The organism is Methylobacterium sp. EM32 (genome assembly GCF_040593685.1).
Classification (GTDB): domain Bacteria; phylum Pseudomonadota; class Alphaproteobacteria; order Rhizobiales; family Beijerinckiaceae; genus Methylobacterium.
The window spans coordinates 1-24,140 of record NZ_JBEXZS010000170.1; the positions used below are offsets into that span (position 1 = coordinate 1).

The window sequence follows — 24,140 nt, forward strand, 5'->3', positions numbered from 1 at the left end:
CGACCATGATCGGACCCTCCTGGGGGGACGGTCCGATCAAACCCGTTCGAGCACATCATCGCAATCCGAGATCTACTCGTATGCAATCGCCCTGCCCTCTGCGGGGGAGGGTGCCCTGCGAAGCAGGGCGGGAGAGGGGACGCCGCTCCCGGACGTGACTGAACCGTTCGACGGGCGCCACCTGGATCAGCGTCGCGCTGCCCCGCAGAAGGGGGAGGGTTTGCGTCCTAGAGCACTTCACGATCGCGTTGCAATCGCGAAGCTCTCTAGGTCTTTGATTGTGCCGCATTTTATTCGACGAACCGGTGACCACTTCGTCGGAAAATGCTCTAGTCTTCAGATGGGAAAGGGCGGGCGCCCGTCCCTCACTTCGCCTTCTTGGCCCGCTCGATGCCTTCGAGGATCAGGCGCTGCGCCTCGGCCTTGTCGCCCCAGCGCACGATCTTGACCCACTTGCCAGGCTCGAGATCCTTGTAGTGCTCGAAGAAGTGCTGGATCTGGTGGATCGTGATGTCGGGCAGGTCGGTGTAGTTCTCGATCCGGTCGTAGCGCTTGGTCAGGTTGCGCGACGGGACGGCGATGATCTTCTCGTCCTCGCCGGCATTGTCCTCCATCACCAGCACGCCGACCGGGCGCACGCTCATCACGGCGCCGGGGACGATCGCCCGGGTGTTGGCGACGAGCACGTCGCACGGGTCGCCGTCGCCCGACAGGGTGTGGGGAATGAAGCCGTAGTTCCCCGGATAATGCATCGCGGTGTAGAGGAACCGGTCGACGATCAGCGTCCCGGCATCCTTGTCCATCTCGTACTTGATCGGCTCGCCGCCGACCGGAACCTCGATGACGACGTTGACGTCTTCGGGCGGGTTCTTGCCGATGGAGATGGCATCGAGGCGCATGAGCAAACTCCCTGCAAGGGCTCGAATGCCCCTGAATGGCGCGGTCCTTAGAGGCCCGCGGGCGCCCGCACAAGCGCCGCGACGCAACGGCGGCTGTCACAGTCGAGGACAAGTTCCGGTGCGGCCGGGCCGGGGGCGATGACCGCCGCCTCCGGGGCCGTTGCTGCGGATGACCACGGATTGGGCAGATGACCGCGCTTGCGATCACGCGCGAGGCAGACGGCCGCCGCAGCCCCACCGGTCAGCCGAACAGGTAGGCGACCTTGTGCAGGTCGGCGCCGGCGATGCGGTCGGTCGCCTCGGCCACCACGCGCCCGCCCATCCGCTCGTAGAAGTCCCGCGCCCGGTCGTTCTCCGTGAGCGACCACACCGCGACCCGGCGCACGTCCCGGTCGGCGAGGTCGTTGCGCACCGCCCGGAACAGCCGGGTGCCGTAGCCGAGGCCCTGGTAGGTCGGCGCGAGGTAGATCTCGTCGATCTCGCCCTCGGCCCTCAGTCCCCGGTCGCGGCAGCGGCCGTAGGACACGTAGCCGATGACGCTCTCGCCCAGCTCCAACACCACCAGCGGCCGGTTGCGGCCGATGGTGGAGCGCCACCAGCGCGGCCCGCGCCGGGCCAGCATCCGGTCGAGGGCGACGCCCGGGATGATGCCCTGATAGGCCTCGCGCCAGGCGGCGTCGAAGATCTCCGACAGCATCCCGGCATCCTGGTCCCGGGCCCGGCGAATGCTGACGACCTGAGTGCTCACGGCCTTCCCCCTCGATTGTTAGCCGACGGATCGCGTCCCTACGATGCGGGGGAGGCGTCGCAAGCGCAATGCCAGGCTTGTGCTCCGGCTCATCTGCGGCGGCGTCGTTGCGGCCGGGCCACGCGGCTGATAGAGCGGCACGCTGCGCTTCACGCGAATCGCGTCTTTTCTCCTAAAGCCAGGCGCCCGCCCCTTCGTGCTCAACCGCTTCCTTCCGCCCGACACCCGCTACGCCCGCCGCATGGCCCGCATCGCCCGCTGGGAGAAGCCGATCGCTGGCCCGGGCGGACGCCTGCGCGCCTGGGCCAACATGCTGCTGATCGATCACGGCGTGATCCGGCTCGCCTATCTCAACCGGCATCGGATCGGGCGCGGGATGGTCTGGCGCTCGGCCCAGCCGGCGCCGCACGACCTCGCCTGGTTCCGGCGCCAGGGCGTGCGCACGATCATCTCGCTCCGCGGCGGGCGCGAGCACGGCTCCTGGCAGCTCCAGCGCGAGGCCTGCGAGCGCGAGGGGCTGCAGCTCGTCGAGTTCGTGATGCGCTCGCGCGAGGCGCCCGACAAGGCGACGCTGCTGGCCGCCAAGGACTTCTTCGCCGGCCTCGCCTATCCGGCGGTGCTGCACTGCAAGTCCGGCGCCGACCGGGCGGGCCTCGCCGCCGCCCTCTACCTGATCCTGCACGAGGGCCGGCCGGTGCGCGAGGCGGCGCGCCAGCTCTCGGCGAAGTTCGGCCATTTCCGCTTCGCCAAGACCGGCATCCTCGACGCGTTCTTCGAGCGCTACCTCACCGAGGGCGAGCCGAAGGGCCTGAGCTTCCTCGACTGGGTCGAGCATGTCTACGATCCGGAGGCGCTCAAGCGCGACTTCCGTGCCGGGCTGTGGTCGGACCTGCTGGTGGACCGGCTGCTGCGGCGGGAGTGAGGCCGTGCGAGGCTTGAATTTTTTGATTCGATCTGCATCTTGGGTGCACTGGGGACTGATCGCCTGAGCGGCTCGCCGCAACAGCCCCAGGCCGCCGGACATGGGCAACCGTGATCGGTCCACGCGCAACGCGAGATACCCAAGTGTTTCGGCGAGTGATAACCCCGCACTCTACGCGAGATGCGGGGTTTTTCACGTCTAACGGCGAGCTCGCGGCCGGACGGGCTCGCCCCGATAGATCTTCGCGCACAGGACAGGAAAGCTGATTTTTGTGGTGCCGGCGAGTACGTGCCGACGTTCGGCCACAGGATAGGCGCTCTCGACCACCAGGAACAAATGAGACAAATGCCCGGGAGATCCGCGCCGCAAACTAAAATACATCGGATATTGCCGTCCGTCTGTTGTGGTGACGTTGGCGATGTATACGTAGTTGCGATCGGTCGGCGTCAGGTAGACCGAGGCAGTCGGAAGCGCATCCACCATCTCCGGCAGTCGATGTGACAGCTCGTGCCGCTCCGCATCGTAGGCGCGTTGTTGCTTGTGATCCATAATCAGATGCGTTGTCGCGTGGCGGCCCGCTTCAAACTTGCATGTGAAGCAGTGGTTCGAGAAACGGACATCGATTGCCAGTTCACGCGCCAGTTTCTGGACAAACAAAGTTAATCTGCGCGGGTTCAGATGGGCGAGATCGAGGGTGACGCCGTCGATGGTATGATTGAAGTACGCCATCGCCCATTCCTGGAATTGCGAACGGACGGCGCTGCGCAACCAGGCAGGGTTGCGATCGAGTTCGAAGGGCGCTTCATATCTCCGCGAAGCACCGTCACCCCCGCGTCGTCAGCAGCACCCCCGCCCCGATCGCCAGGATGGCCCCGACATGGAGCGGGTCCGGCACCTCGCCGAGGACCGGGATCGCCAGCAGGGTCGCGATCACCGGCACCAGGGCGGTGAAGGCCGGGGTGCGCCGTCCGATCAGCGCCAGCGAGCGGTTGAAGGCGATGAGTGCCACTACGCTCACCATCACGCCCTGGTAGACCGCCTGGATCGCCACCTCCTCCGCCGGTGCCTCCATGAGGCGCGAGAGCCCGGAGGCGAGGTAGAGCGGGATGTAGGTGACGAGCGAGCCGACGCAGATCAGCGCCGTCGCCTCCAGGGCCGTGAGGCGCGAGCGGCGCATCCGCACCGTGCCGGCGGCCCACAGGAAGGCGGCGGTGAGGAGCAGGCCGTAGCCGAACAGCTCGTCGGCATCGCGAAAGCCGCCCGCCAGGGTGAGCGCTCCGGCGGCGATCAGCCCGAGGCCGGCGAGCGCGAGGCGCCCTGGCCGGTCGCCGAGCATCAGAGCGCCGAGGAGAGCGGCAAAGAGCGGCATCGTCCCGGGTGTCAGTGCCGCGCCATGGCCGGCGGGAGCATAGCGCAGGGCGATCGAGATCAGGAGCGCGAAGGGCGCGCCCTGCGCCACGTACAGGAACGCTCCGTCGACGAGCGCCCGCCGGTCGAGACCGCGTAGGCGCAGCAGCAGCACCGGCAGCAGCAGGCATCCGCCGATGCCGAAGCGCAGAGCCACGAGGTCGGCGGGCCCGAGCACGCCCCCTGCCCCCACCGTCCGGCGGGTGATGACGAACCAGCCGCCCCACAGGCTGATGGCCAGCAACGCGAAGGCAACGCCCTCGGCGAGCCGGCGGCCGGACGGCGCGTCGGTCGAGGTCGTTCCCGAGATCTTGCCCGAGATCTTGCCCGAACTCTCGCCCGGAATGTCGGGCCTCACGACGCCTGCGCCGCGGACGCGGGCTCCCGGTCGTCGGCGAGCTGGAGCCGATGCAGCCGGGCATAGGTGCCGCCGCGGGCGATGAGCGCGGCGTGGCTGCCGGTCTCGGCGATCCGGCCGCCCTCCATCGCGACGATCAGGTCGGCGTCGCGCACCGTCGACAGGCGGTGGGCGATGACGAGCGTGGTCCGGCCCTGCATCAGCCGGGTCAGGGCCGCCTGGACCGCTTGCTCGGATTCGGCGTCCAGCGCCGAGGTCGCTTCGTCGAGGAGCAGGATCGGCGCGTCGCGCAGGAAGGCGCGAGCAAGCGCGATGCGCTGGCGCTCGCCGCCCGACAGCCGGTTGCCGGCGGGCCCGACCCGGAAGTCGTAGCCTTCCGCCCTGGCGGTGATGAAGCCGTGCGCCGCCGCGTCCCGCGCCGCCGCCTCGATCTCGTCCCGGCTCGCGCCCTCGCGGCCGAAGGCAATGTTCTGCGCGATGGTGTCGTCGAACAGCACCACGTCCTGAGACACCACCGCGACCGCGCGGCGGAGCGAGGCCAGCGTCACGTCGCGCACGTCCTGCCCGTCGATCGCGACCCGGCCCTCCGTGACGTCGTAGAGCCGCGGCACCAGGGAGAGCAGCGTCGACTTGCCGGACCCCGAGCGCCCGACGAGGGCCGTGGTGCGGCCGGCCGGCACGGTCAGGTCGATGCCCTCCAGCGCCGGCGCGTCGTCGCGGTAGCGGAAGCGCACGCCCTCGAACCGGATCTCGCCGCCGGCGACGTGCAGGGCCGGCGCGCCGGGCTTCTCCCGGATCGTCGGCGCCTCGTCCATCAGCGCGAAGGTGCGCGACAGGGCGGCGAGCGCCTCCTGCAGGATGGCGTTGAGGTTGCCGAGGGCGCGGGCCGGCTGGGCGGCGAGCAGGAGCGCCGCGACGTAGCCGGTGAAGTCCCCCACCGTCTTCTCGCCCGAGAGGATGCGGTGGCCGATGAAGGCGAGCACGCCCGCGACCGCGAGCCCGCCGCCGACCTCGAGCAGCGGATCGAGCCGGCCGCGGGCATTGGCGGCCTTCATCTTCAGGCGGCGCACCTCGTCGAGGGCGTCGCGGGTGCGACCCTTGAGGTAGCCCTCGAGGCCGTAGGTCTTGGCGACGCGCACGCCGGCCAGGCTCTCGCTGATCAGGCTCGCGGTGACGCCGACCTGTTCCTGGGTCGAGGTCGAAACCCGGCGCAGCTTCTTGCCGATCCGGGCGATCGGCCCGGCGACGAACGGCACCGTGACCCCGGCGACGAGGGTCAGCCAGGGATCCATCCACACCATCGCGCAGACCAAAGCCACGAGCATCGCCACGTCGCGCAGGAGCACGGTGGAGATCCGCGTCAGCGCCTCCTTGATGAAGGCGAAGTCGGTGGTGAAGCGCTGCGTCAGGCTCGCCGGGCTCTCGCGGCCGAGCTGGGCCAGGTCCTGCTCGATCATGTGGCCGTAGAGCGCCGCCTGCATGTCGGCCTCGATCCGGGTGACGACCCGGTTGGTCAGCACCGTCTGGCCGAGCAGCGCGAAGCCCCGCACCGCGGTGACGGCGATCACCAGCACCGGGCCGTAGGCGAGCGCCCCGGCATCCTTGGCGTCGAAGGCGTCGAAGGCGGCTTTGATCAGGGTCGGGTAGAAGCCGGTGGCGGCGCCGATCACCGCGATCAGCACCAGCACGATCGCCAGCGTGCCGGCATGCGGCCGTAGCCAGTCGCGCCACAGCCGGGTGAGCAGCGGCAGCATGTCGCCGGAGAGGAGGGGGCGCCGCGCCATGATGCTCGCTTCGTCCGTGGAATCGGACGCCGCGCTAGCACGGTGGTCGGGGAGCGGCAATTCGGGGCAGCGCGCGGCTGGGCTGCGGCGGCGCGCCTAATGCATCATCGCCAACGCCGCGTGGATCACGGTCGCACCGCCGATCGGGGCGAGGAACCACAACAGCACGTTGACGACGATGATCCAGACTAGCACCCGCTCTTGGCGCCCCGTCAGCCTGGGCCGGGGCGGGCGCGGCGGCGGCTCCCAGGACGGACGCCATCCTCCCTCGACGAACATCGGCGCCTCCGCGCGGGCCTATGCCGACGGAAGGTAGGGGGGCGGTGAAGTACTGTCAGTGCGGCGTGTTGTGCCCCGACAAGGGTCAGCCCTTGTCGCGCATCAGCCGCGCCTTGTCGCGCTGCCAGTCGCGCTCCTTGGCGGTCTCGCGCTTGTCGTGGAGCTTCTTGCCGCGGCCTAAGCCCAGCTCGACCTTCGCTCGGCCGCGCTCGTTGAAGTAGATCTTCAGCGGCACCACCGTGTAGCCCTCGCGCTGGGTCGCGCCGATGAACTTGTCGATCTGGCGGCGGTGCAGCAGCAGGCGGCGCGGCCGCTTGGTGTCGTGGTTGAAGCGGTTAGCCTCGAGGTATTCGGGGATGTAGGCGTTGAACAGCAGGAGGTCGTTGCCCGACGGCCCGGCGAAGGCCTCGCCGATCGTCGCCTTGCCGCCGCGCAGGGACTTCACCTCGGTGCCCGTCAGCGCGATGCCCGCCTCGACCGTGTCGGTGATCTCGTAGTTGAAGCGGGCCTTCCGGTTGTCGGCGACAACGCGGTTCTTCGGCTCGGGTTTCTTGGCCATCGGGCGGCGGACGTCCTCGGGAGCGGGCAGCGGGAGCCGGCAGGCTCCCGCCCTCATATAAGGCGCGGCTCAGCCGTTGGTGAGGCCGGCATGGCGAAGCGCCCCGTCGACGAGGCCGCGCGTCCCCTCGCCCACCGGCACCATCGGCAGGCGGACGTCCTCGCGCATCAGGCCTAGCTTAGCGAGCGCATACTTCGTCGGCGACGGGTTGGTCTCGGCGAAGAGGTGGGTGTGGAGCGGCATCAGCCGGTCCTGGAGTTGGAGCGCCGTGCGGTAATCGCCCGACAGGCAGGCCTTTTGGAAGTCGGCGCAGAGGCGCGGCGCGACGTTCGAGGTCACCGAGATCGTGCCGTGGCCGCCATGCGCCATGAATCCCAAGGCGGTCGCATCTTCGCCAGAAAGTTGGACGAAGTCTTCGCCCATGGCTTGGCGTTGCAGGCTGACCCGGGCGACGTTGGCGGTGGCGTCCTTCACCCCGGCGATGTTCGGCAGCTCGAAGAGCCGGGCCATGGTGTCGACGCTCATGTCGATCACCGAGCGACCGGGAATGTTGTAGATCAGGATGGGAATGCCGACCGCATCGTTCACCGCCTTGAAGTGCTGGTACAGCCCTTCCTGGGTCGGCTTGTTGTAGTAGGGCGTGACGATGAGCAGCGCGTCCGCCCCGGCCTTCTCCGCATGACGGGACCGCTCGATCGCCTCCGCGGTGGAGTTCGAGCCGGCGCCGGCCACCACCGGCACCTTGCCGGCGGCCTCGTCGATGCAGGCCTCGACCACCCGGTCGTGCTCGGCGTGGCTCAGCGTCGGGCTCTCGCCGGTGGTGCCGGTGGGCACCAGGCCGTGGGTGCCGTTCTCGATCTGCCAGGCCACGAAGGCCCGGAAGGCGTGCTCGTCGAAGGCGCCATCGCGAAAGGGCGTCACCAGGGCGGTGAGCGAGCCCCTCAGGCGCTGCGAAGTCTGCGTCGACGTCATGGTGGCGTTCCTCGCCCGGTCGGGGCGACGCCCCCGGGATCTCTGGTTGGGAGGCCGGTCCGCATGCGGAGCATGAGTGGGATCCAGCATTGGGAACCAACAACTCGGCCGTCCGGCGTCCGACACATAGGGCCTTCGGCGCCTCGGCGCAAACACTCCGGCGCCCGCTGCATCGGGCGCCAACGCCCCAGTCCATCATCGCGTTCCGGCACGTCCGGGCGTCAGGGTTAATCGCTTCTTAACGCGACGCTCGCACGATGGGCGTCCGGTCTTTCGAGCTCTCCAGGGGAACGGGAACCATGCTGCTCTCGCCTCGACGGCGCCGCCTCGCGGTCCTCGCCCTCACGGTGTCCGGCGCCGCGCTGACCTCGCTATCGGCGCTCGGCGGCTCGACCGTGACGGCCCCGCCGGATGCGCCGGCCTCCGCGGCGGCCCTTCCTGGAACGTCCTTGCCCGCGGCGACCCTGCCGGCGCCCACTGCCCGCGCGGTCGAGCGGGTCGACGAGGACGGCCTGCGCACGGGCGCGGCGGCGGAGCGGCTGCCCGCGACGGCCGCGGCCTTCGCGGCCGCCGATCCGGAGGTGCCGATCCCCTTCCCCGCCCCGGACGCGGCGATCAACCCCCCTGCCCCGGTGCCGAGCGTGCCCGATCCGGGCCGGCCGGTGCTCGGCATCGAGGTCGACGGCCCGGCCCTGCGCAGCGCGGTCGAGGCATACCGGCGCGGCCAGGTGAGCGAGGGTGACCGGATCCGCGACGGGCTCAAGGACCCGGCTGCCCGCGCGCTCCTCGACTGGGCGGCGATCCGCGCCGGGGCCGGCATCGGCTTCGAGCGCACGGTGGCGTTCATCCGCGACAACCCGGACTGGCCGGTCGGCGCCGTTTTGCGTCGGCGCGCCGAGGAGGCCCTGCTCTCGCAGCGCAAGTCCCCATCCCTGGTGCGGTCCTACTTCGCCGCGCGCCGGCCGCAGAGCGCGCCGGGCAAGTTCGCCCTGGCGCTCGCCTTCAAGGCCGACGGGCTGAACGAGGACGCCGCCGGGCTGGTGCGCGACATGTGGCGCGAGGACAATTTCGGCCGCACCCTGGAGTTGAGGGTCCTCGACTCCTTCCCGGGGCTGATCGGCGAGGTCGACCATCGCTACCGCATGGAGCGGGCGCTGATGCGGGAGGACTGGGACACCGCCGGCCGCGCCGCCTCCTACGCCGGCAAGGCCTACGGCACCCTGGTGCGCGCCCGCCGCGCCGTCGAGGCGAAGGCCGCGAATGCGGCATCCGCCCTCGACGCGGTGCCCCCGAGCCTGCGCCAGGATTCCTCCTACCTTTATTCCCGCGCCCAGTACCTGCGCCGCCTCGACCGGCCGGCGGAGGCCGCCGCCGTGATGGCGCAGGCGCCGCGCAACCCCGAGGTTTTGGCCGATCCCGACGAATGGTGGATCGAGCGCCGCATCGTCGCCCGCAAGCTCCTCGATGCCGGCGACGCCAAGGCCGCCTACGCGGTCGCGGCGGGCAACAGCGCCCGCTCGATCGAGAAGCGCATCGAGGCCGAGTTCCACGCCGGCTGGATCGCGCTGCGCTTCCTCCACGACGCTCCCGTCGCGGCGACGCATTTCGCCGCCGCCGCGGCGATCGCCGAGACGCCGATCTCCGTGGCGCGCGCCGCCTACTGGCAGGGCCGCGCCGCGGAGGCCTCGGGCCAGTCGGTCGAGGCCCGGACCTTCTACGAGCGCGCGAGCGCCCAGCCGATCGCCTATTACGGCCAGCTCGCCCGGGCGAAGCTCGGCCAGTCGTCCCTGGCCCTTCGCCCGTGCAGCACCCTCGACGAGGCCGCCCGCACCGCCTTCGAGAACCGCAACGCCGTGCGGGCCCTGCGCCTGCTGGCCGCCGCCGGCCTGAAGGAGCTGATGCTGCCGCTCTACATGGACTTCGCCCAGCGTCTGACCGAGCCGGCCGAGCTCAACGCGCTGGGCGACGTCGCGATGTCGCTCAACGATCCCCGGGCGCTGGTGGCGATCGGCAAGACCGCGGTGCAGCGCGGCCTGCCGCTCGACCGGCACGCCTACCCGACCAACGGCATCCCGTCCTACGAGGCCTCGGCCGCCGTGCCGCAGGTCGAGCGCGCGATGGTGTTCGCCATCGCCCGGCAGGAGAGCCAGTTCGATCCCCGGGCGCAGTCGAGCGTCGGGGCCCGCGGCCTGATGCAGATGATGCCGGCCACGGCGCAACGCACCGCCCGCCGGGTCAGCGCCGCCTTCGACACCGACCGCCTGACCAGCGACCCGGCCTACAATGCCCGCCTCGGCCAGGCCCATCTCGGCGAACTGATGGAGGATTGGCGCGGCTCCTACATCCTCGCCTTCGCCGCCTACAATGCCGGCGGCGGCAACGTGAAGAAGTGGATCGATGCCTACGGCGATCCCCGCAACCCGGGCGTCGACCCGGTCGACTGGGTCGAGCGCATCCCCTTCACCGAGACCCGCAACTACGTCCAGCGGGTGACCGAGAACCTGCAGGTCTACCGCAACCGCTTGGCCGAGGCCGGGGACGGGCGCAGCGCGCTGCTCATCGCGGACGATCTCAAGCGCGGGATGCGGTGACCTCCCGCTCGGGGCATCGCGGGCGACAAAGCCAGAGCATTGTCCGACGAAGTGGAGACCGGTTCGTCGAAGAAAATGCGGCAAAACAATTACTTAGAGCACTTCACGATTGCAACGCGATCGTGAGGTGCTCTAGCACCCCGCGTCGAACCGCTCCCCTTCGTAATCGAGGTGCAGGTAATCCGGATCGAACCGGGCGACCGCCGTCAGGGCGTCGAGGTCCGGGATGCCGAGCTGCTTGTCGCGCCAGTCGATCAGGCCGGACAGGCGCAGCTCGCGCAAGGTGCGGTTGACGTGCACGGCCGAGAGGCCGAGCGCGTCAGCGAGCTCGACCTGGGTGATGGGCAGCTCGCACCGTCCGTCCCGCACCCGCCCGACCGCCTGCTGGCGCACGTAGACCTCGCAGAGCAGGTGGGCGACGCGCTCCAACGCCGTGCGCCGGCCGATATTGACCAGCCATTCGCGGTGGATCGCGGCCGTCACCAGCACCTCCCACCATAGGGCCCGGGTCAGCCGCGGATCGGCGTTCAGCATCTCCTCGAGCAGGTCGCGTGAGATCTTGGCCACCGCCACTGGTGTGAGGGTGCCGAGGGCGTGGTCCATGCGGCGCAGGAGGAAGATGTTGAGGTCGCAGAGGTCGCCCGGGAGCAGGAACGACATGATCTGGCGGCCGCCATCGGCGAGTTGCTTGTAGCGGCAGACCCAGCCGCCGAGGATGAGGTTGACGTCGTTCGGCTCCTCGCCTTCGGCGATGATGTCCTGACGCGAGTCGTAGTTGACGATCCGGGCGCTCGCGGCCTGCTGCAGCAGGCGCTTGTCCGCGTCGCTCAGGCGCGTGAACCGTTCGAGCTTCCGGATCAGCGGATTCATCGTGCACCCCCCCGGCCCGCGGCTCGGCAGCGCGAGTTTCCCGTCATGTCCCGGCGGGAAGTTAGCGTCTGTCGCGATCCAGTAAAGCGCCCGGCCGACGTCTGACACCGGATCGGTGCGACGTCGGGTTCCATCCGCCTGACCTGACGCTCATCCCGTCGCCTCTGCCCGTCTCCCTTGCGGGAAGGGACCGGTTGAGCCGTGCCGCCCTCGGGATGCGCGGAGCTATCCCGCCCAGCCGAGATCCCGGCTGATCGCGCCGGCGACCGTCCGGACCGTCCCGGCCAGCGCCTCCATCCGCGCCTCGTCCATGTACTGCACCGTGCTCGTGACGCTGAACGCCGCGACGATCGCCCCGCTCGCGTCGCGAATCGGGCCGGCGACGCAGCGCACCTCGGGCTCGTTCTCCTCGCGGTCGTAGGCGATGCCCTGGGCCGCGTAGGTCCGCATCCGCGCGAGCCAGGTCTCCAGGTCCGGGCTGTGGCCGCCCCGCGCCGCACCGAGGCGGTGGAAACTCCGCCAGCGCGCCTCGTCGAGATCGAGGATCAGCGCCTTGCCGAGGCCGGTCGACCAGACCGGCTGGCGCTCGCCGACCCGGGAGCTGATCTCGATGCGCCGGCGCCCCGGCAGCTTGTCGAGGTAGAGCGCCCAGTCGCCCTCCAGCACGCCGAGATGGATGGTGTCGCCGCATTCCGCCGAGAGGCGCTCGAGATGAGGCCGGGCCACCCGGGTCACCGGCGCCTCCTGCTGGGCGCGAAACCCCAGTTCGACGAGCTTCGGGCCGAGGGCGTAGCCCTCCCGCGGCGCGAAGGTGAGGTAGCGCTGCTCGACCAGGGCCGCGGCGAGGCGGTGGGTGGTGCTGCGGGTGGTGCCGAGCGCGGCCGACAGGGCGGCGAGGTCCCGCGCGCCCCCCGCCACCGCCTCCAGGATGGCGAGGCCGCGCAGGAGGGTCTGGCTCCCCGGCGCTGCGCTCACCTCCGCGGTTGACGGCTTCGATCGCATCGGCGTATCGTCCCACATACAAAAACAAGATCCCAATATATGGGATCAAGTGGCGTGGCGCCAGGGCCGTGCCGGAGGAAACCGCAGTGAACACCTCCGTCCCGCCCTGCCCCGCGCCCACAGGCTTGCGCGCCGTGAGGGGTGCGCCCGGATTCCAAGGAGGTTCGATCCGATGAAGTTGCTGCGCTACGGCCCCGCGGGGCAGGAGAAGCCCGGCCTGCTCGACGCGGAGGGCCGCATCCGCGACCTCTCCGCCCACCTGCCCGATCTCGGCCCCAAGGCCCTGGCCCCCGAGGCGCTGGCCCGCCTCGCGGCGATCGATGCCGGCAGCCTGCCCGTGGTCGAGGGCGCGCCGCGCCTCGGCACGCCGGTGGCCAATGTGGGCAAGTTCATCGCCATCGGGCTCAACTTCGCCGACCACGCCGCCGAGTCGAACCTGCCGGTGCCGAAGGAGCCGATTGTCTTCACCAAGGCGATCAGCTCGCTCTCGGGCCCGTACGACCCGGTGATGCTGCCGAAGGACTCGGTGAAGAGCGACTGGGAGGTCGAGCTCGGCATCGTCATCGGCCGCCGCGCCGCTTACGTCGAGGAGGCGCAGGCGCTCGACTACGTGGCCGGTTACTGCCTCGTCAACGACGTCTCGGAGCGCGAGTACCAGATCGAGCGCGGCGGCACCTGGGACAAGGGCAAGGGCTGCGACACCTTCGGGCCGGTCGGCCCCTGGCTCGTCACCTCGGACGAGGTCGGCGATCCGCAGAACCTCGACATGTGGCTCGACCTGAACGGCCGCCGCATGCAGACCGGCAACACCCGGACGATGATCTTCACCTGCGCGCAGATCGTCGCTTACGTCAGCCGCTTCATGACCCTGATGCCCGGCGACGTCATCACCACCGGCACGCCCCCCGGCGTCGGCATGGGGATGAAGCCCGAGCCGGTCTTCCTGAAGGCCGGGGACGTGATGACGCTCGGCATCGAGAAGCTCGGCGAGCAGCGCCAGGACGTGACCGCCTGGCAGCGCCGGGAGGCGTGAGAGCATGACCTTCCCGAACCGCTTCGAGGGCCGCACGGCCCTCGTCACCGGCGGCGCCGCCGGCATCGGCCTCGCGGTCGCCGCGCGGCTGAAGGCCGAGGGCGCCACGGTCGCCATCTGGGACCTGAACGCAGAGGCGCTGGCGAAGGCCAAGGCCGAGACCGGCGCCGCCGACACGAGGGCCCTCGACATCGCGGACGCCGCTGCGGTCGAGAGCGCGATGCGCGAGACCCTGGCGGCTCTGGGCGGCCGCCTCGACGTGCTGGTGTGCAGCGCCGGCATCACCGGGCCGAACACCACGCTCCGCGACTATCCCGTCGATGCCTGGCAGCGGGTGATCGACGTCAACCTGAACGGCCTGTTCTACTGCAACCGCGCCGCGGTGCCGGCGATGGAGGCGGGCGGCTATGGCCGCATCGTCAACGTCGCGTCGATCGCCGGCAAGGAGGGCAACCCCAACGCCTCGGCTTACTCCGCCTCCAAGGCCGGGGTGATCGGGCTGACGAAGTCGCTCGGCAAGGAACTGGCGAAGTCCGAGATCCGGGTGAACTGCATCACGCCTGCGGCGGTGCGCACCGCGATCTTCGACCAGATGACGCAACAGCACATCGACTTCATGCTGTCGAAGATCCCGATCGGCCGCTTCGGGGCGATCGACGAGGTGACGTCGCTGATCTGCTTCCTGGCGAGCGAGGAAGCGTCGTTCTCGACCGGCGCGGTGTTCGACGTGTCGGGGGGCCGGGCGACGTACTGAGCTTTCGTCGCCGTGGTGTCGGCCAAAATCTTCGGCCGATATCTTCAGCGATGACGTTTCCACCGCTCAGGGTCATCCCGGGGCCGCGCAGCGGAGCCCGGGATCCATAAACTCAGGTGGACGAAGACAAGACGGCCAGCATCCCGCTTCTTCTTGCATCACCTGCGCATCTGGATTCCGGGCTCCGCTTTCGCGGCCCCGGAATGACGATGGAGGGAGCCAATTCCGTCGAGCGAGTCGACTGAGCTCCCAGGCGCATGATCCGGAATCTGCCTTCTGCTTCGGTACCCACTCCGCAGGGCAGTCGCCGGCCCGCCCCCCGCGCCGTCCGGCTTTTCATCGAGAGGACACCATGAACACCGCCTCCATGGCCGCCGTCGCGGATGTCTCCGCGGCGGCGAGCCGCGACCCCGACCTGCGCCGGCGCGTGCTCGCCAAGCTCCGGCCGCGCATCGTGCTCTATTGCTTCGTCCTGTTCATCATCAACTACCTCGACCGGGTGAACGTCGGCTTCGCGGCGCTTCACATGAACAAGGATCTCGGGCTGTCGGCCACCGCCTACGGGTTCGGCGCCGGCATCTTCTTCCTCGGCTACATCCTGTTCGAGGTGCCGAGCAACATGATCATGCACCGGGTCGGCCCCCGGCGCTGGATCGCCCGGATCATGGTGAGCTGGGGCCTCGTCTCCGGCGGCATGGCCTTCGTGCAGGGCGAGTGGAGCTTCTACGCCATGCGCTTCCTGCTCGGGCTGGCCGAGGCCGGCTTCGTGCCCGGGATCCTGCTCTACCTCACCTACTGGTACCCGGCCCGCGACCGCGCCAAGGCGACGGCCGGCTTCATGACCGCGACGGTGCTCTCGAGCGTGATCGGCGCGCCGCTCTCCGGCTGGATCCTCGCCAGCAACCCGACCTGGTTCGGGCTGGCCGCCTGGCAGTGGCTGTTCATCCTCGAGGCCGCCCCCGCGGTGATCCTCGGCGTCGTGACGTTCTTCTACCTCGTCGACCGGCCCGAGGACGGGCGCTGGCTCGATCCGGAAGAGCGCGCCTGGCTGGTCCGCACCCTCGCCGAGGAGAACCGCCAGGTCGAGAGCGTCGGCTCGCACGAGTTCCGCACCATCTTCCGCGATTACCGCGTCTGGCTGCTCACCCTCGTCTACATGTTCAACGCCGTGGCGGTGTACGGCGTGGTGCTGTGGCTGCCACAGATCGTGCGCAGCATCGGCGGCCTCTCCGATCTGCAGACCGGCTTCGTCACCGCGATCCCGTTCGTCTTCGCGGCGATCGGGCTCGTGGTGGTGGCGCGCTCCTCGGACCGGACCGGCGAGCGCAAGTTCCACACCGCGCTCTCGGCGCTGATCGGCGGCCTGTTCCTGGCCGCCAGCGCCGTGGCGCCGACGCCGCTCCTCAGCCTGCTCCTCCTCTGCGCCGCCGCCTTCGGGGTCTGGGCCCTGCTCGGCGTGTTCTGGGCCCTGCCGACCCAGTTCCTCACCGGCGCGGCGGCGGCCGGGGGCCTCGCGATGATCAACGGGCTCGCCCAGATCGCCGGCTTCGGCGGGCCCTACCTGGTTGGGTGGATCCGCGACGCGACGCAGAGCTTCACCCCCGCCCTCCTCGCCCTGGCGGCCGGGCCGGTGATCGCCGCCTTCCTGTGCCTCGCCGTGCGGGTGCGGCGCGAGCCGGCGGCCTAACGCGACGCCGCGCGGGTCTCGAAGGCCCGCGCGGCATTCCCCCCAGCGCTGGTTTTACCAAGCGCTGGGGGGCTCGTTCCGTCCACGGTGTCAGGGCGAGGTCGCAGGCGAGAGTTCGAGTCCGCCCTACTTCGCCCCCGGCCCGTAGGGCGGCCGCGGGATCGCTCGGTGGGCCGCCCGCAGGGCCGCCGACCAGCGCTCGCGCAGGTCGTGGAAATAGGGCTCGCCGGCCTCGATCCGATGCAGCACCTCGGTGTCGCAGGTGTTGCGGCGGATCACCGTGAGGTCGATCGGCAGGCCGACGCCGAGATTCGAGCGCATGGTCGAGTCCATCGAGACCAGGCCGACCTTCAGGGCGTCGTAGATGTCGGTGCGGAAGGTCACCGCGCGGTCGAGGATCGGCTTGCCGTATTTGTGCTCGCCGATCTGCAGGAACGGCGCGTCCTGGCTGCAGGCGATGAAGTTGCCGGCGGAATAGATCATGTAGAGCCGCATCGGCCCGTCGCCGATCTGGCCGCCGAACAGGAACGACACCTCGAAGCGTAGCTGCGCCGCCTCGAAGCCGGCGCGCTCGATCGTCCGCACCTTGCGGATCGCCCGGCCGATGAGCTGGGCGGCGCGGAACATCGTCGGCGCGTCGTAGATCGTCTCCGGCTTGCCGGTATCGGGGTCCTCGACGCCCTCGGTCAGGAGCGAGAGCACCGACTGGGTCACCGAGAGATTGCCGGCCGAGGCGAGCGCCAGCACCCGTTCGCCGGGCTTCGTGAACATGTGGAGCTTGCGGTAGGTCGAGATGTCGTCGAGCCCCGCATTCGTGCGGGTGTCGGCGATCATGACGAGACCCTCTTCCACCAGGATCCCGACGCAATAGGTCATCGCTCGCCCCCCGGCGATCTCAAGCGAACGGTCCGTCACCGCGCGCGGCGCCACCCTGGCGCAGGCCGTGGCCTTAATCCAGCCTATTCCGCTGCCCCGAGGTGAGGTGGCCGCCGCCTGGCGCGGCGGGGCCACAGGGCCGTTCGCTAGCCTTGCGCCTGCACCTGGTTCTGCGCAGGCTGCGGCGCTTGCGCCTGCTGGGCCTTGGCCTGGTGCTCTTGCGTCTGCGCCCGGGCGTCGTCGACCCTGACCCGCACCGTCATGGTCTCTGTGCCGCCGCCGGTGCGGCTGCCGCGGACCGGGGCGGCGTCGAGGTAGTCGAGGCCGATCGCCACCCGCAGATGCGCCTCGGTGACGGCGATGCCGTGGGCGGGATCGAACCCGACCCAGCCGAGATCCGCCACCCTCGCCTCGACCCAGGCGTGGCCGGCTTCCTGCTCCGCCACGTCGGGCCGCCAACAATAGCCCGAGACGTAGCGCACCGGGATCTCGAGGTGGCGCGCCGCCGCGATGAAGACGTGGGCGAGGTCCTGCCCCACCCCCTTGCGCAGGGCGAAAGCCTCCGCCGCCGTGGTGGCGGCGCCGGTCGGGCCGGGGGCGTAGTCGACGCTCTGGTGGACGGCCGCGAGCAGGCGGTGCAGCTGGTCGAGCCGGTTGGTCGCAGCGCCCACCGCCTCGTCGGCGAAGGTCCGGATCGCCTCGTCGGCGACGGCGAAGCGCGATTCGCGCAGGTAGAACGGGTCCGGCAGCCACTCGGAGATGCCGCGCATCACCCCGTGGGTCTCAGCCGTCTCGATCTCGCCGGTGGCCCGGATGGTCAGGGTCTCCTCCGGGCAGTCGGCGCTGAAGACGTGGACGATGTTGCCGAAGCCGTCCTCGCGCCGGCTGAGCCGCCCATCCACCGTCGGCTCGATGCGCCAGGCGCGCACGTGCTGGCCGTCATGGTCGCGCGGCGTCAGCCGCAGCATCTGGATCAGGCCCCGGGCCGGGCTGTCGTACTGGTAAACCGTCTCGTGGACGACGCGGATGCGCATGGTGTCGCGATGCTCGCTGTCACGCTGAAAGCGGGGCGGTCGTACACCGTCCCGCGGCTGGGCGAAACCTTGGGAGAGTGGCTAACTCCCCTCAGCCCAGATACTGCTCGACCACCGCCGCCCCGAGGCGGTTGTTCTCGGCGATGAACTCCTGGATGAATTCGTGCAGCCCGGAGGCGAAGATCTCCTCCACCGTGACGTCATCGAGCTTCGCCAGCATGCCGCGGGCGAGGCGCTGGCTCGGGCCCCGGCGGCCATAGGAATCGGCGATGCGGTCGAGGTTGTTGACCAGCATCTCGTAGCAATTGGCGAGCGAGCGCGGCATCTCGCGGTTGAGGATCAAGAGGTCGGCGACCAGCCAGGGCTTGATGCTCTCGCGGTAGACCCAGTGATAGGCGGTGAGCGCCGAGACCTCGCGCAGGATCGTGGTCCACTGGAAGTAGTCGAGGCTGCCGCCGACCCGCTCGGTTTCGGGCAAGAGCACGTGGTACTTCACGTCGAGGATGCGGGCGGTGTTGTCGGCGCGCTCCAGGGCGACGCCGAGGCGGGTGAACCAGTAGGCGTCGTTGCGCAGCATCGTGCGGTAGGCCGAGCCGTCGAAGGCCAGCGACACGCCCTTCACCCAGTCGAGGAAGCGGGCGAATTCCTCCCGGGTCATGTCCCGGCCCTCGAAGCTGCGCAGGTGCAGGAAGGCCTCGTTGATCGCCTCCCACATCTCGCTCGTCAGCGCCGTGCGCACGGAGCGGGCGTTCTCCCGGGCGGTCTGCAGGCAGGAGCGGATCGAGGACGGGTTGTTGGGGCTGAAGGCCAGGAAGTCGCGGACGGTGTGCTCGTTGACGCTGTCGTAGAGCGGGCGGAACAGCTCGATGTTGCCGGCCGAGGCCAGCGCCGATTCCCACTCGTTGGTGTCGCTGCCGCCGTAATTCGCCGGCAGGGCGGAGAGGCGCAGGGCCGCGTCGAGGATGCGGGCGACGAAGTCGGCGCGCTCGGCGTAGCGCGAGAGCCAGTACAGGTTGTCGGCGGTGCGGGAGAGCATGGCGGAAGGAGGCTCACGCTGTGGGGCAGTGCGGGCGAAAACCGGGCCGGACGGCCCGGCTGACTCTCTCGGGAGGCGGGGGTGCCGCAGCGGCGATCAGCCGTCGAGCACCCAGGTGTCCTTGGTGCCGCCGCCCTGGCTCGAATTGACCACGAGCGACCCCTCCTTCAGCGCCACGCGGGTCAGCCCGCCCGGCACGATCCGGATCTCGTCGGCGCCGGCGAGCACGAAGGGCCGGAGATCGACGTGGCGCGGCGCGACGCCGGAGGCGACGAAGGTCGGGCAGGTCGAGAGCGCGAGCGTCGGCTGGGCGATGAAGCCGTCCGGCGCGTGGCGCAGCTTGCGCCCGAACTCCTCGATCTCGCGCTTGGTGGCGTGGGGGCCGACCAGCATGCCGTAGCCGCCCGAGCCGTTGACCTCCTTGACCACGAGGTCGCCGAGGTTGGCCAGCACGTGGTTCAGCGCGTCCTTCTCGCGGCAGCGCCAGGTCGGCACGTTGTGCAGGATCGGCTCCTCGCCGGTGAAGAAGCGCACGATCTCCGGCATGTAGCTGTAGACCGCCTTGTCGTCGGCGATGCCGGTGCCGACGGCGTTGGCGAGCGTGACGCTGCCGCTCTGGTAGGCGCTCATCAGCCCCGGCACGCCGAGCACCGAATCGGGCCGGAACACCAGGGGATCGAGGAAGTCGTCGTCGATGCGTCGGTAGATCACGTCGACGCGCCGCGGCCCCTCGGTGGTCCGCATGTAGACCACGTCGTCCTTGGTGAAGAGGTCGGAGGCCTCGACGAGGTCGACGCCGAGCTTGTCGGCCAGGAAGGAGTGCTCGTAGAAGGCCGAGTTGAAGCGGCCCGGGGTCAGCAGCACCACCGTCGGATCGCGCGCCGCGCTCATCGGCGCGAGGCTGCGCAGGGTCGCGAGCAGGGCGTCCGGATAGGCCTCGACCGGGGAGACCCGGTGCTTGGAAAAGAGCTCGGGGAAGAGCCGCAGCATCACCTCGCGGTTCTCCAGCATGTAGGAGACCCCGGACGGCGTGCGGGCATTGTCCTCCAGCACGAAGAACTGGTCCTCGCCGGTGCGCACGATGTCGATGCCGGCGATGTGGACGTACTTGCCGTGCGGGACCTTGAAGTCCCGCATCTCGAGCCGGTAATGCGGGTTGCGGTAGACGAGGTCGCCCGGGATGATCCCGGCCTTGATGCATTCCTGCGGGCCGTAGATGTCGGCCAGGAACATGTTGAGGGCGGTGACGCGCTGCTTGAGGCCGCGCTCCAGGAAGCCCCATTCGGGCTTGGTCAGCACCCGCGGGATGATGTCGAACGGGATCAGCCGCTCGGTCGATTCGTTGTCGCCGTAGACCGCGAAGGTGATCCCGATCCGGCGGAAGAACAATTCGGCTTGGCTGCGCCGCGTGTCGAAATGCTCGGGCGGAGTACTGTCGAGCCAGGTCTTGAGCGCCGCGTACGCCTCGCGCACCGCGGCCGGGCTCAGTCCGCTCTCCTGAGTACCCGTCATCTCGTCGAACGCGCTGAGCGGCATGGGCGTCCCTCTGTTTGCGCCGAAGCTAGACGCAAGACGGGGGCCAAGGCAAAGGAAATGCGTCCTGCGAAGGCCGTAACCCCCATTCCTCGCGCAAGGTCAGGGACCGTGGTGCGGGACGCACCGGGATCGGCGCGCTTCTGCTCAAATTTGCGGCAACACGGCCGATGGACGGGGTGGCGTCACGCCTCCGCCACCTGCCGCTCGCCCGCGGCCTCCACCCCGGCGCCGAACTGCAACGCCGCCAGCTGGGCGTAGAGGCCGCCGCGGGCGAGCAGCGCGTCGTGGCTGCCCTGCTCGGCGATGCGGCCGTCCTCCAGCACCAGGATGCGGTCGGCCGCCCGGATGGTGGCGAGCCGGTGGGCGATGACCAGGGTGGTGCGGCCCTTCATCAGCACGTCGAGGGCGGCCTGCACCGCCCGCTCGCTCTCGGCGTCGAGGGCGGAGGTGGCCTCGTCGAGGAGCAGGATCGGCGCGTCCTTCAGGATCGCGCGGGCGATCGCGATGCGCTGGCGCTGGCCGCCCGACAGGGTCACGCCGCGCTCGCCGACGAGGGTCGCGTAGCCCTGCGGCAGGGCGCGGATGAAGCCGTCGGCATAGGCCTGGGCGGCGGCGCGCTCCACCTCGGCCTGGGTCGCCTCCGGCCGGCCGTAGCGGATGTTGTCGAGGATGCTGCCGCTGAACACGGTCGGGTCCTGCGGCACCAGGGCCATGCGGGCGCGTAAGGACTCGGGCTCGACCGCGTCGACCGGCACGCCGTCGATCCGGACCTCGCCGGATTCCGGATCGTAGAAGCGCAGAAGCAGTTGCAGCACCGTGCTCTTGCCGGCGCCTGAGGGCCCGACGAGGGCGACGCGCTCGCCCGGCGCCACCGTGAAGCTGAGCTCGTGCAGCGCCGCGTGCTCGGGCCGGGTGGGATAGTGGAAGCGCACCCGCTCGAACGCGATCTCGCCGCGCGGCGGCACCGGCAGGGCGCGGGGCCGGTCCGGTGCGGCGATGACCGGCACGGTGTCGAGGATTTCCCCTAAGCGCTCCGCGGCGCCGGCGGCCAGGGTCAGCTCGCCGTAGACCTCGGAGAGCTGGCCGAGCGCGCTCGCACCGAACACCGCGTAGAGCACGAATTGCGACAATTGCCCGGCCGAGATCGTCCCGGCCGCGACCCCTTGCGCGCCGTACCACAGCACGCCGACGACGCTGGCCGAGATCAGGAAGATGGCGACGCCCGTGAGCAGCGCCCGCGCCCGGGCCGAGCCGCGGGAGGCCAGGAACGCCTCCTCGGAGGCGGCCGCGAAGCGGGCGGCGGTGGCCGGGGCCATGCCGAAGGCCTGCATGGTGCGCACCGCCCCCACCGCCTCGGTGGCGAAGGCCGAGGCGTCGGCGAGCCGGTCCTGCGCCGCGCGCGAGCGGCGGCGCACGCCGCGGCCCGACAGGATCAGCGGGAAGACGATGAGCGGGATCGCGGCGAGCACCAGCACCGAGAGCCGGGGACTGGTCCAGACCATCATGCCGACCGCGCCGGCGAACAGGAACAGGTTGCGCAACAGGATCGAGAGCGAGACCCCGAAGACCGATTTCACCTGCGCGGCGTCGGCGGTCAGGCGCGAGACCAGCTCGCCGCTGCGCGATCGGTCGAAGAAGGCGGGGTCGAGTGTCGTGAGGCGGGCGAAGACCGCGGCGCGCAGATCCGCCACCACCCGCTCGCCAAGCGTCACGACGCAGTAGTAGCGGGCGGCGCTGGCGAGCGCGAGCACCGCCACCACCCCGATCAGTCCGCCGAAATAGGCGTCGATCATCCCGACCTCGCCGTGCGAGAAGCCGAGATCGACCACCCGGCGCACCGCCACCGGCACCGTCAGTGTCGCGCCCGAGGCCGCGATCAACGCCACGATCGCCGCGGCGATCCGGCCCTTGTAGCGCGCCGCAAAGGGAAAGAGGGGCTTGAGCGCCCCCAGGGACGCGCGGGGACGGGCGGTGTCGGAACGTGCCATCTGAACTGTCGTGCTGTCCGGGTACGGCGCTTGTTTGGCGCACGGAGGTGAGGTATAGGCCGCCGCTCATCCGATTACGCGCGATCAATGGCCGCGGCCCGAGGCGGAGCGTTCGGCGCGGGTCGCACTCTTAGGAATTCGTCATGGCAAAGCAAGCAGCCCCCGCCGCCAAGCAGGCGGTCCCCGCCGGCAAGTCGGTCGCGACCCCGAAGGTGGCCCGCACCGCGACCGAGCATCCGGACTACCACTTCATCAAGGTGGTGCTGACCGACGGCAGCTCGTTCATGACCCGGTCGACCTACGGCAAGGAGGGCGACACCCTCAACCTCGACATCGACCCGAGCACGCACCCGGCCTGGACCGGCGGCGAGCACAAGATGCTGGATCGCGGCGGCCGCCTGTCCCGCTTCAACTCGCGCTTCGCCGGCATCTCGTTCGGCGGCAAGAAGTAAGCGTCGCGGCCTCTTACGCTTCGCGCGAAAAAAGCCCCGGCCGCGAGGCCGGGGCTTTTTTCGTGCCCGGAAGGTCGGGAGGGCTCGCGCCCTCCCCCACCTGTCAGCCGAAGGCCACGCGCAGCATGTCGTGCTGGGCGAAGACTGGGCTCACCCGCGGCTCTGGGGTCGGGCGGTCGTCGGAGATCAGGCGATCGAGGTGGATGATGCGGGCGTGCAGCCGCTTCGATTGGGCGATCAGGGCCTGGAGCGACAGCGGCAGTTCGGCGATCAGGACCGGGCCGCTCTCGTTCGGCTCGGCGGTCGAGAGGCGCACCCGGGTCTTCTCCTCGGCGGCCTCGCTCAGGCTCAACTCGCCCTCGGACACGGCGCGCTGCACGAGGAGCCAGGAGGCGATCTGCATCAGCCGGGTGGTGAGCCGCATGCTCTCGCTCGCATAGGTCAGGGCGGCGTGGCGGGCGAGCAGGCGCGATTCGTCGCGGCCGGGACCGTCGAGATAGGCGGCCGTCTCCTCGACAAGGGTCATGCCCTCGCGAAACAGCATCTTGAAGCTCTCGGAAGCCACGAAGGTCTCGCCGAACCGCACGGTGGGCTGCTCGTCCCGAAACATCACGTCCATCACGCCCATGATCCCTCCTGTGCCACCGCGACGCCGGTCCCGCCTCGATACGGGACATTCACGGTGCGCTCGGGCTGTCTGGCGCAACGATAGCGCCACTCGGCGGGCCGCGCGCCGTCAACGATTGGTTAACCTTAACGTCAACGCCGGCGGGGGATGGACGATCCCGGGGAAAGCGGGAATTTCTGCGGAACCGCAGCTGGGAGCGCTGAAAAAAGAAAGCCGCCCCATGGGGGCGGCTGAAAGAGTCGTACAGGGAGGCATCAAACAGAGTGGACAGAGACCACTCGACATCCAGAAAGCTGGACTGCGTTGGTTATCACCCGGAAGGCTTAAAAAATGGTTAATGCGAAGGGAGGAGGGTGGTGAAAGCGGTGGGGGTGCAAGGCGGTGGGACCGGCGTGATCGGGACAGGCGACGCGGGGCTGCCCGGGTAAAGGGCAGGCGCGGAATTCTCCCTCTCCCCGCGGGCGCAGGGCTGTCGGGGGAAAGAAATGGCGCATGCCTTTTCCCTCCCCCCTCTGCGGCGGAGGGGGCCGGGAGAGGGGGCGACGCTTCCGGAGAAGTCGCGCGCTTTATGGCGCGCGCCACTTGGAGCAGCGTCGCGCTGCCCCTCTCCCGCCCGGCTCCGCCGGGCACCCTCCCCCGCAGAGGGGGAGGGGGAAAACCCGCGCGATTTGGTTTCCCGCCCACGGGGAGAGGGGGAGATCCGCGCCTCTACGTCGTCCAGGCAT

The 24,140-nt window shown here is 70.0% G+C and carries 22 protein-coding genes; 6 read left to right on the top strand and 16 right to left on the bottom strand.

The genetic code is table 11. From position 1 onward, the window contains the following. Positions 1–365 precede the first annotated feature (365 nt). Together ppa and ABZT49_RS22040 are read right to left on the bottom strand one after the other, a co-directional pair. Positions 366–899 (bottom strand): inorganic diphosphatase, encoded by a 534-nt coding sequence (gene ppa, locus ABZT49_RS22035; protein ID WP_355288966.1) that lies wholly within the window; start codon positions 897–899, stop codon positions 366–368. Positions 900–1,140: 241 nt separating this feature from the next. Beyond that, positions 1,141–1,647: a GNAT family N-acetyltransferase gene (locus ABZT49_RS22040; RefSeq protein ID WP_355288968.1), complete on the bottom strand. Its 507-nt coding sequence runs from the start codon at positions 1,645–1,647 to the stop codon at positions 1,141–1,143. A 196-nt stretch (positions 1,648–1,843) separates the two neighbouring features. On the opposite strand from ABZT49_RS22040, the gene ABZT49_RS22045 reads away from it, so the two are divergent. Then, on the top strand, positions 1,844–2,569 hold the full coding sequence (locus ABZT49_RS22045; RefSeq protein ID WP_355288970.1) for a fused DSP-PTPase phosphatase/NAD kinase-like protein: 726 nt from the start codon (positions 1,844–1,846) through the stop codon (positions 2,567–2,569). A gap of 198 nt (positions 2,570–2,767) precedes the next feature. On the opposite strand, the gene ABZT49_RS22050 is transcribed toward ABZT49_RS22045, so the two are convergent. The 6 genes from ABZT49_RS22050 to dapA form a co-directional block, all read right to left on the bottom strand. Continuing rightward, positions 2,768–3,298, bottom strand: a complete 531-nt coding sequence (locus ABZT49_RS22050) for a hypothetical protein (RefSeq protein WP_355288972.1) — start codon at positions 3,296–3,298, stop codon at positions 2,768–2,770. 94 nt (positions 3,299–3,392) lie between these two features. Beyond that, entirely contained in the window at positions 3,393–4,334 is a 942-nt protein-coding gene (locus ABZT49_RS22055; RefSeq protein WP_355288974.1) for a DMT family transporter, read from the bottom strand. Further along, positions 4,331–6,118 carry an ABC transporter ATP-binding protein gene (locus ABZT49_RS22060; RefSeq protein ID WP_355288976.1) on the bottom strand — a complete coding sequence of 596 codons (1,788 nt, stop codon included), beginning with the start codon at positions 6,116–6,118 and terminating at the stop codon, positions 4,331–4,333. Before ABZT49_RS22060 ends, ABZT49_RS22055 begins: the two co-directional genes overlap by 4 nt. 96 nt (positions 6,119–6,214) lie before the next feature. Then, positions 6,215–6,397: a hypothetical protein gene (locus tag ABZT49_RS22065; protein ID WP_355288978.1), complete on the bottom strand. Its 183-nt coding sequence runs from the start codon at positions 6,395–6,397 to the stop codon at positions 6,215–6,217. 85 nt (positions 6,398–6,482) lie between these two features. Continuing rightward, on the bottom strand, positions 6,483–6,956 hold the full coding sequence (smpB, locus tag ABZT49_RS22070) for an SsrA-binding protein SmpB (protein WP_048428442.1): 474 nt from the start codon (positions 6,954–6,956) through the stop codon (positions 6,483–6,485). 69 nt (positions 6,957–7,025) lie between these two features. After that, entirely contained in the window at positions 7,026–7,928 is a 903-nt protein-coding gene (gene dapA / locus ABZT49_RS22075) for a 4-hydroxy-tetrahydrodipicolinate synthase (RefSeq protein ID WP_355288981.1), read from the bottom strand. A 299-nt stretch (positions 7,929–8,227) separates the two neighbouring features. On the opposite strand from dapA, the gene ABZT49_RS22080 reads away from it, so the two are divergent. After that, the gene (locus tag ABZT49_RS22080; protein WP_355288983.1) at positions 8,228–10,519 is read left to right on the top strand and encodes a lytic transglycosylase domain-containing protein; all 2,292 of its coding nucleotides are present in this window, start codon (positions 8,228–8,230) and stop codon (positions 10,517–10,519) included. A 132-nt stretch (positions 10,520–10,651) separates the two neighbouring features. Here the strand turns inward: ABZT49_RS22080 and ABZT49_RS22085 are convergent, their stop codons facing one another. Together ABZT49_RS22085 and ABZT49_RS22090 are read right to left on the bottom strand one after the other, a co-directional pair. Then, entirely contained in the window at positions 10,652–11,389 is a 738-nt protein-coding gene (locus ABZT49_RS22085; protein ID WP_355288985.1) for a Crp/Fnr family transcriptional regulator, read from the bottom strand. Between the two features lie 225 nt (positions 11,390–11,614). Then, positions 11,615–12,391, bottom strand: a complete 777-nt coding sequence (locus ABZT49_RS22090) for an IclR family transcriptional regulator (protein ID WP_355288987.1) — start codon at positions 12,389–12,391, stop codon at positions 11,615–11,617. 172 nt (positions 12,392–12,563) lie between these two features. On the opposite strand from ABZT49_RS22090, the gene ABZT49_RS22095 reads away from it, so the two are divergent. The 3 genes from ABZT49_RS22095 (at position 12,564) to ABZT49_RS22105 (ending at position 15,865) form a co-directional block, all read left to right on the top strand. Then, complete coding sequence (locus tag ABZT49_RS22095) at positions 12,564–13,424, top strand: ureidoglycolate lyase (RefSeq protein ID WP_355288989.1); 861 nt, start codon at positions 12,564–12,566, stop codon at positions 13,422–13,424. Between the two features lie 4 nt (positions 13,425–13,428). Further along, positions 13,429–14,178, top strand: a complete 750-nt coding sequence (locus ABZT49_RS22100) for an SDR family NAD(P)-dependent oxidoreductase (protein WP_355288991.1) — start codon at positions 13,429–13,431, stop codon at positions 14,176–14,178. A gap of 352 nt (positions 14,179–14,530) precedes the next feature. Continuing rightward, positions 14,531–15,865, top strand: a complete 1,335-nt coding sequence (locus ABZT49_RS22105) for an MFS transporter (RefSeq protein ID WP_355288993.1) — start codon at positions 14,531–14,533, stop codon at positions 15,863–15,865. 126 nt (positions 15,866–15,991) lie between these two features. Here the strand turns inward: ABZT49_RS22105 and ABZT49_RS22110 are convergent, their stop codons facing one another. From ABZT49_RS22110 to ABZT49_RS22130, 5 genes are all read right to left on the bottom strand, one after another. Then, on the bottom strand, positions 15,992–16,741 hold the full coding sequence (locus ABZT49_RS22110; RefSeq protein WP_355288995.1) for a peptidase: 750 nt from the start codon (positions 16,739–16,741) through the stop codon (positions 15,992–15,994). Between the two features lie 146 nt (positions 16,742–16,887). Then, entirely contained in the window at positions 16,888–17,775 is an 888-nt protein-coding gene (locus ABZT49_RS22115) for a transglutaminase family protein (RefSeq protein ID WP_355288997.1), read from the bottom strand. Positions 17,776–17,866: 91 nt separating this feature from the next. After that, positions 17,867–18,811 carry an alpha-E domain-containing protein gene (locus tag ABZT49_RS22120; RefSeq protein ID WP_355288999.1) on the bottom strand — a complete coding sequence of 315 codons (945 nt, stop codon included), beginning with the start codon at positions 18,809–18,811 and terminating at the stop codon, positions 17,867–17,869. A gap of 96 nt (positions 18,812–18,907) precedes the next feature. Further along, the gene (locus tag ABZT49_RS22125; protein WP_355289001.1) at positions 18,908–20,347 is read right to left on the bottom strand and encodes a circularly permuted type 2 ATP-grasp protein; all 1,440 of its coding nucleotides are present in this window, start codon (positions 20,345–20,347) and stop codon (positions 18,908–18,910) included. Between the two features lie 182 nt (positions 20,348–20,529). After that, positions 20,530–22,335: an ABC transporter transmembrane domain-containing protein gene (locus tag ABZT49_RS22130; RefSeq protein WP_355289003.1), complete on the bottom strand. Its 1,806-nt coding sequence runs from the start codon at positions 22,333–22,335 to the stop codon at positions 20,530–20,532. A gap of 212 nt (positions 22,336–22,547) precedes the next feature. Here ABZT49_RS22130 and rpmE point away from each other — a divergent pair, with 212 nt between their 5' ends. After that, positions 22,548–22,787, top strand: a complete 240-nt coding sequence (gene rpmE / locus ABZT49_RS22135) for a 50S ribosomal protein L31 (RefSeq protein WP_355289007.1) — start codon at positions 22,548–22,550, stop codon at positions 22,785–22,787. Positions 22,788–22,890: 103 nt separating this feature from the next. Here the strand turns inward: rpmE and ABZT49_RS22140 are convergent, their stop codons facing one another. Beyond that, the gene (locus tag ABZT49_RS22140; RefSeq protein ID WP_355289005.1) at positions 22,891–23,415 is read right to left on the bottom strand and encodes a DUF1465 family protein; all 525 of its coding nucleotides are present in this window, start codon (positions 23,413–23,415) and stop codon (positions 22,891–22,893) included. Between the last annotated feature and the right edge of the window lie 725 nt (positions 23,416–24,140).

What these genes read in the sequence shown, in the direction of transcription:
- ppa (WP_355288966.1), bottom strand. Translation starts at nt 899, where the DNA reads ATGCGCCTCGATGCCATCTCCATCGGCAAGAACCCGCCCGAAGACGTC.
- ABZT49_RS22050 (WP_355288972.1), bottom strand. Translation starts at nt 3,298, where the DNA reads ATGGCGTACTTCAATCATACCATCGACGGCGTCACCCTCGATCTCGCC.
- ABZT49_RS22060 (WP_355288976.1), bottom strand. Translation starts at nt 6,118, where the DNA reads ATGGCGCGGCGCCCCCTCCTCTCCGGCGACATGCTGCCGCTGCTCACC.
- ABZT49_RS22065 (WP_355288978.1), bottom strand. Translation starts at nt 6,397, where the DNA reads ATGTTCGTCGAGGGAGGATGGCGTCCGTCCTGGGAGCCGCCGCCGCGC.
- smpB (WP_048428442.1), bottom strand. Translation starts at nt 6,956, where the DNA reads ATGGCCAAGAAACCCGAGCCGAAGAACCGCGTTGTCGCCGACAACCGG.
- dapA (WP_355288981.1), bottom strand. Translation starts at nt 7,928, where the DNA reads ATGACGTCGACGCAGACTTCGCAGCGCCTGAGGGGCTCGCTCACCGCC.
- ABZT49_RS22080 (WP_355288983.1), top strand. Translation starts at nt 8,228, where the DNA reads ATGCTGCTCTCGCCTCGACGGCGCCGCCTCGCGGTCCTCGCCCTCACG.
- ABZT49_RS22085 (WP_355288985.1), bottom strand. Translation starts at nt 11,389, where the DNA reads ATGAATCCGCTGATCCGGAAGCTCGAACGGTTCACGCGCCTGAGCGAC.
- ABZT49_RS22090 (WP_355288987.1), bottom strand. Translation starts at nt 12,391, where the DNA reads ATGCGATCGAAGCCGTCAACCGCGGAGGTGAGCGCAGCGCCGGGGAGC.
- ABZT49_RS22095 (WP_355288989.1), top strand. Translation starts at nt 12,564, where the DNA reads ATGAAGTTGCTGCGCTACGGCCCCGCGGGGCAGGAGAAGCCCGGCCTG.
- ABZT49_RS22100 (WP_355288991.1), top strand. Translation starts at nt 13,429, where the DNA reads ATGACCTTCCCGAACCGCTTCGAGGGCCGCACGGCCCTCGTCACCGGC.
- ABZT49_RS22105 (WP_355288993.1), top strand. Translation starts at nt 14,531, where the DNA reads ATGAACACCGCCTCCATGGCCGCCGTCGCGGATGTCTCCGCGGCGGCG.
- ABZT49_RS22110 (WP_355288995.1), bottom strand. Translation starts at nt 16,741, where the DNA reads ATGACCTATTGCGTCGGGATCCTGGTGGAAGAGGGTCTCGTCATGATC.
- ABZT49_RS22115 (WP_355288997.1), bottom strand. Translation starts at nt 17,775, where the DNA reads ATGCGCATCCGCGTCGTCCACGAGACGGTTTACCAGTACGACAGCCCG.
- ABZT49_RS22120 (WP_355288999.1), bottom strand. Translation starts at nt 18,811, where the DNA reads ATGCTCTCCCGCACCGCCGACAACCTGTACTGGCTCTCGCGCTACGCC.
- ABZT49_RS22125 (WP_355289001.1), bottom strand. Translation starts at nt 20,347, where the DNA reads ATGCCGCTCAGCGCGTTCGACGAGATGACGGGTACTCAGGAGAGCGGA.
- ABZT49_RS22130 (WP_355289003.1), bottom strand. Translation starts at nt 22,335, where the DNA reads ATGGCACGTTCCGACACCGCCCGTCCCCGCGCGTCCCTGGGGGCGCTC.
- ABZT49_RS22140 (WP_355289005.1), bottom strand. Translation starts at nt 23,415, where the DNA reads ATGGGCGTGATGGACGTGATGTTTCGGGACGAGCAGCCCACCGTGCGG.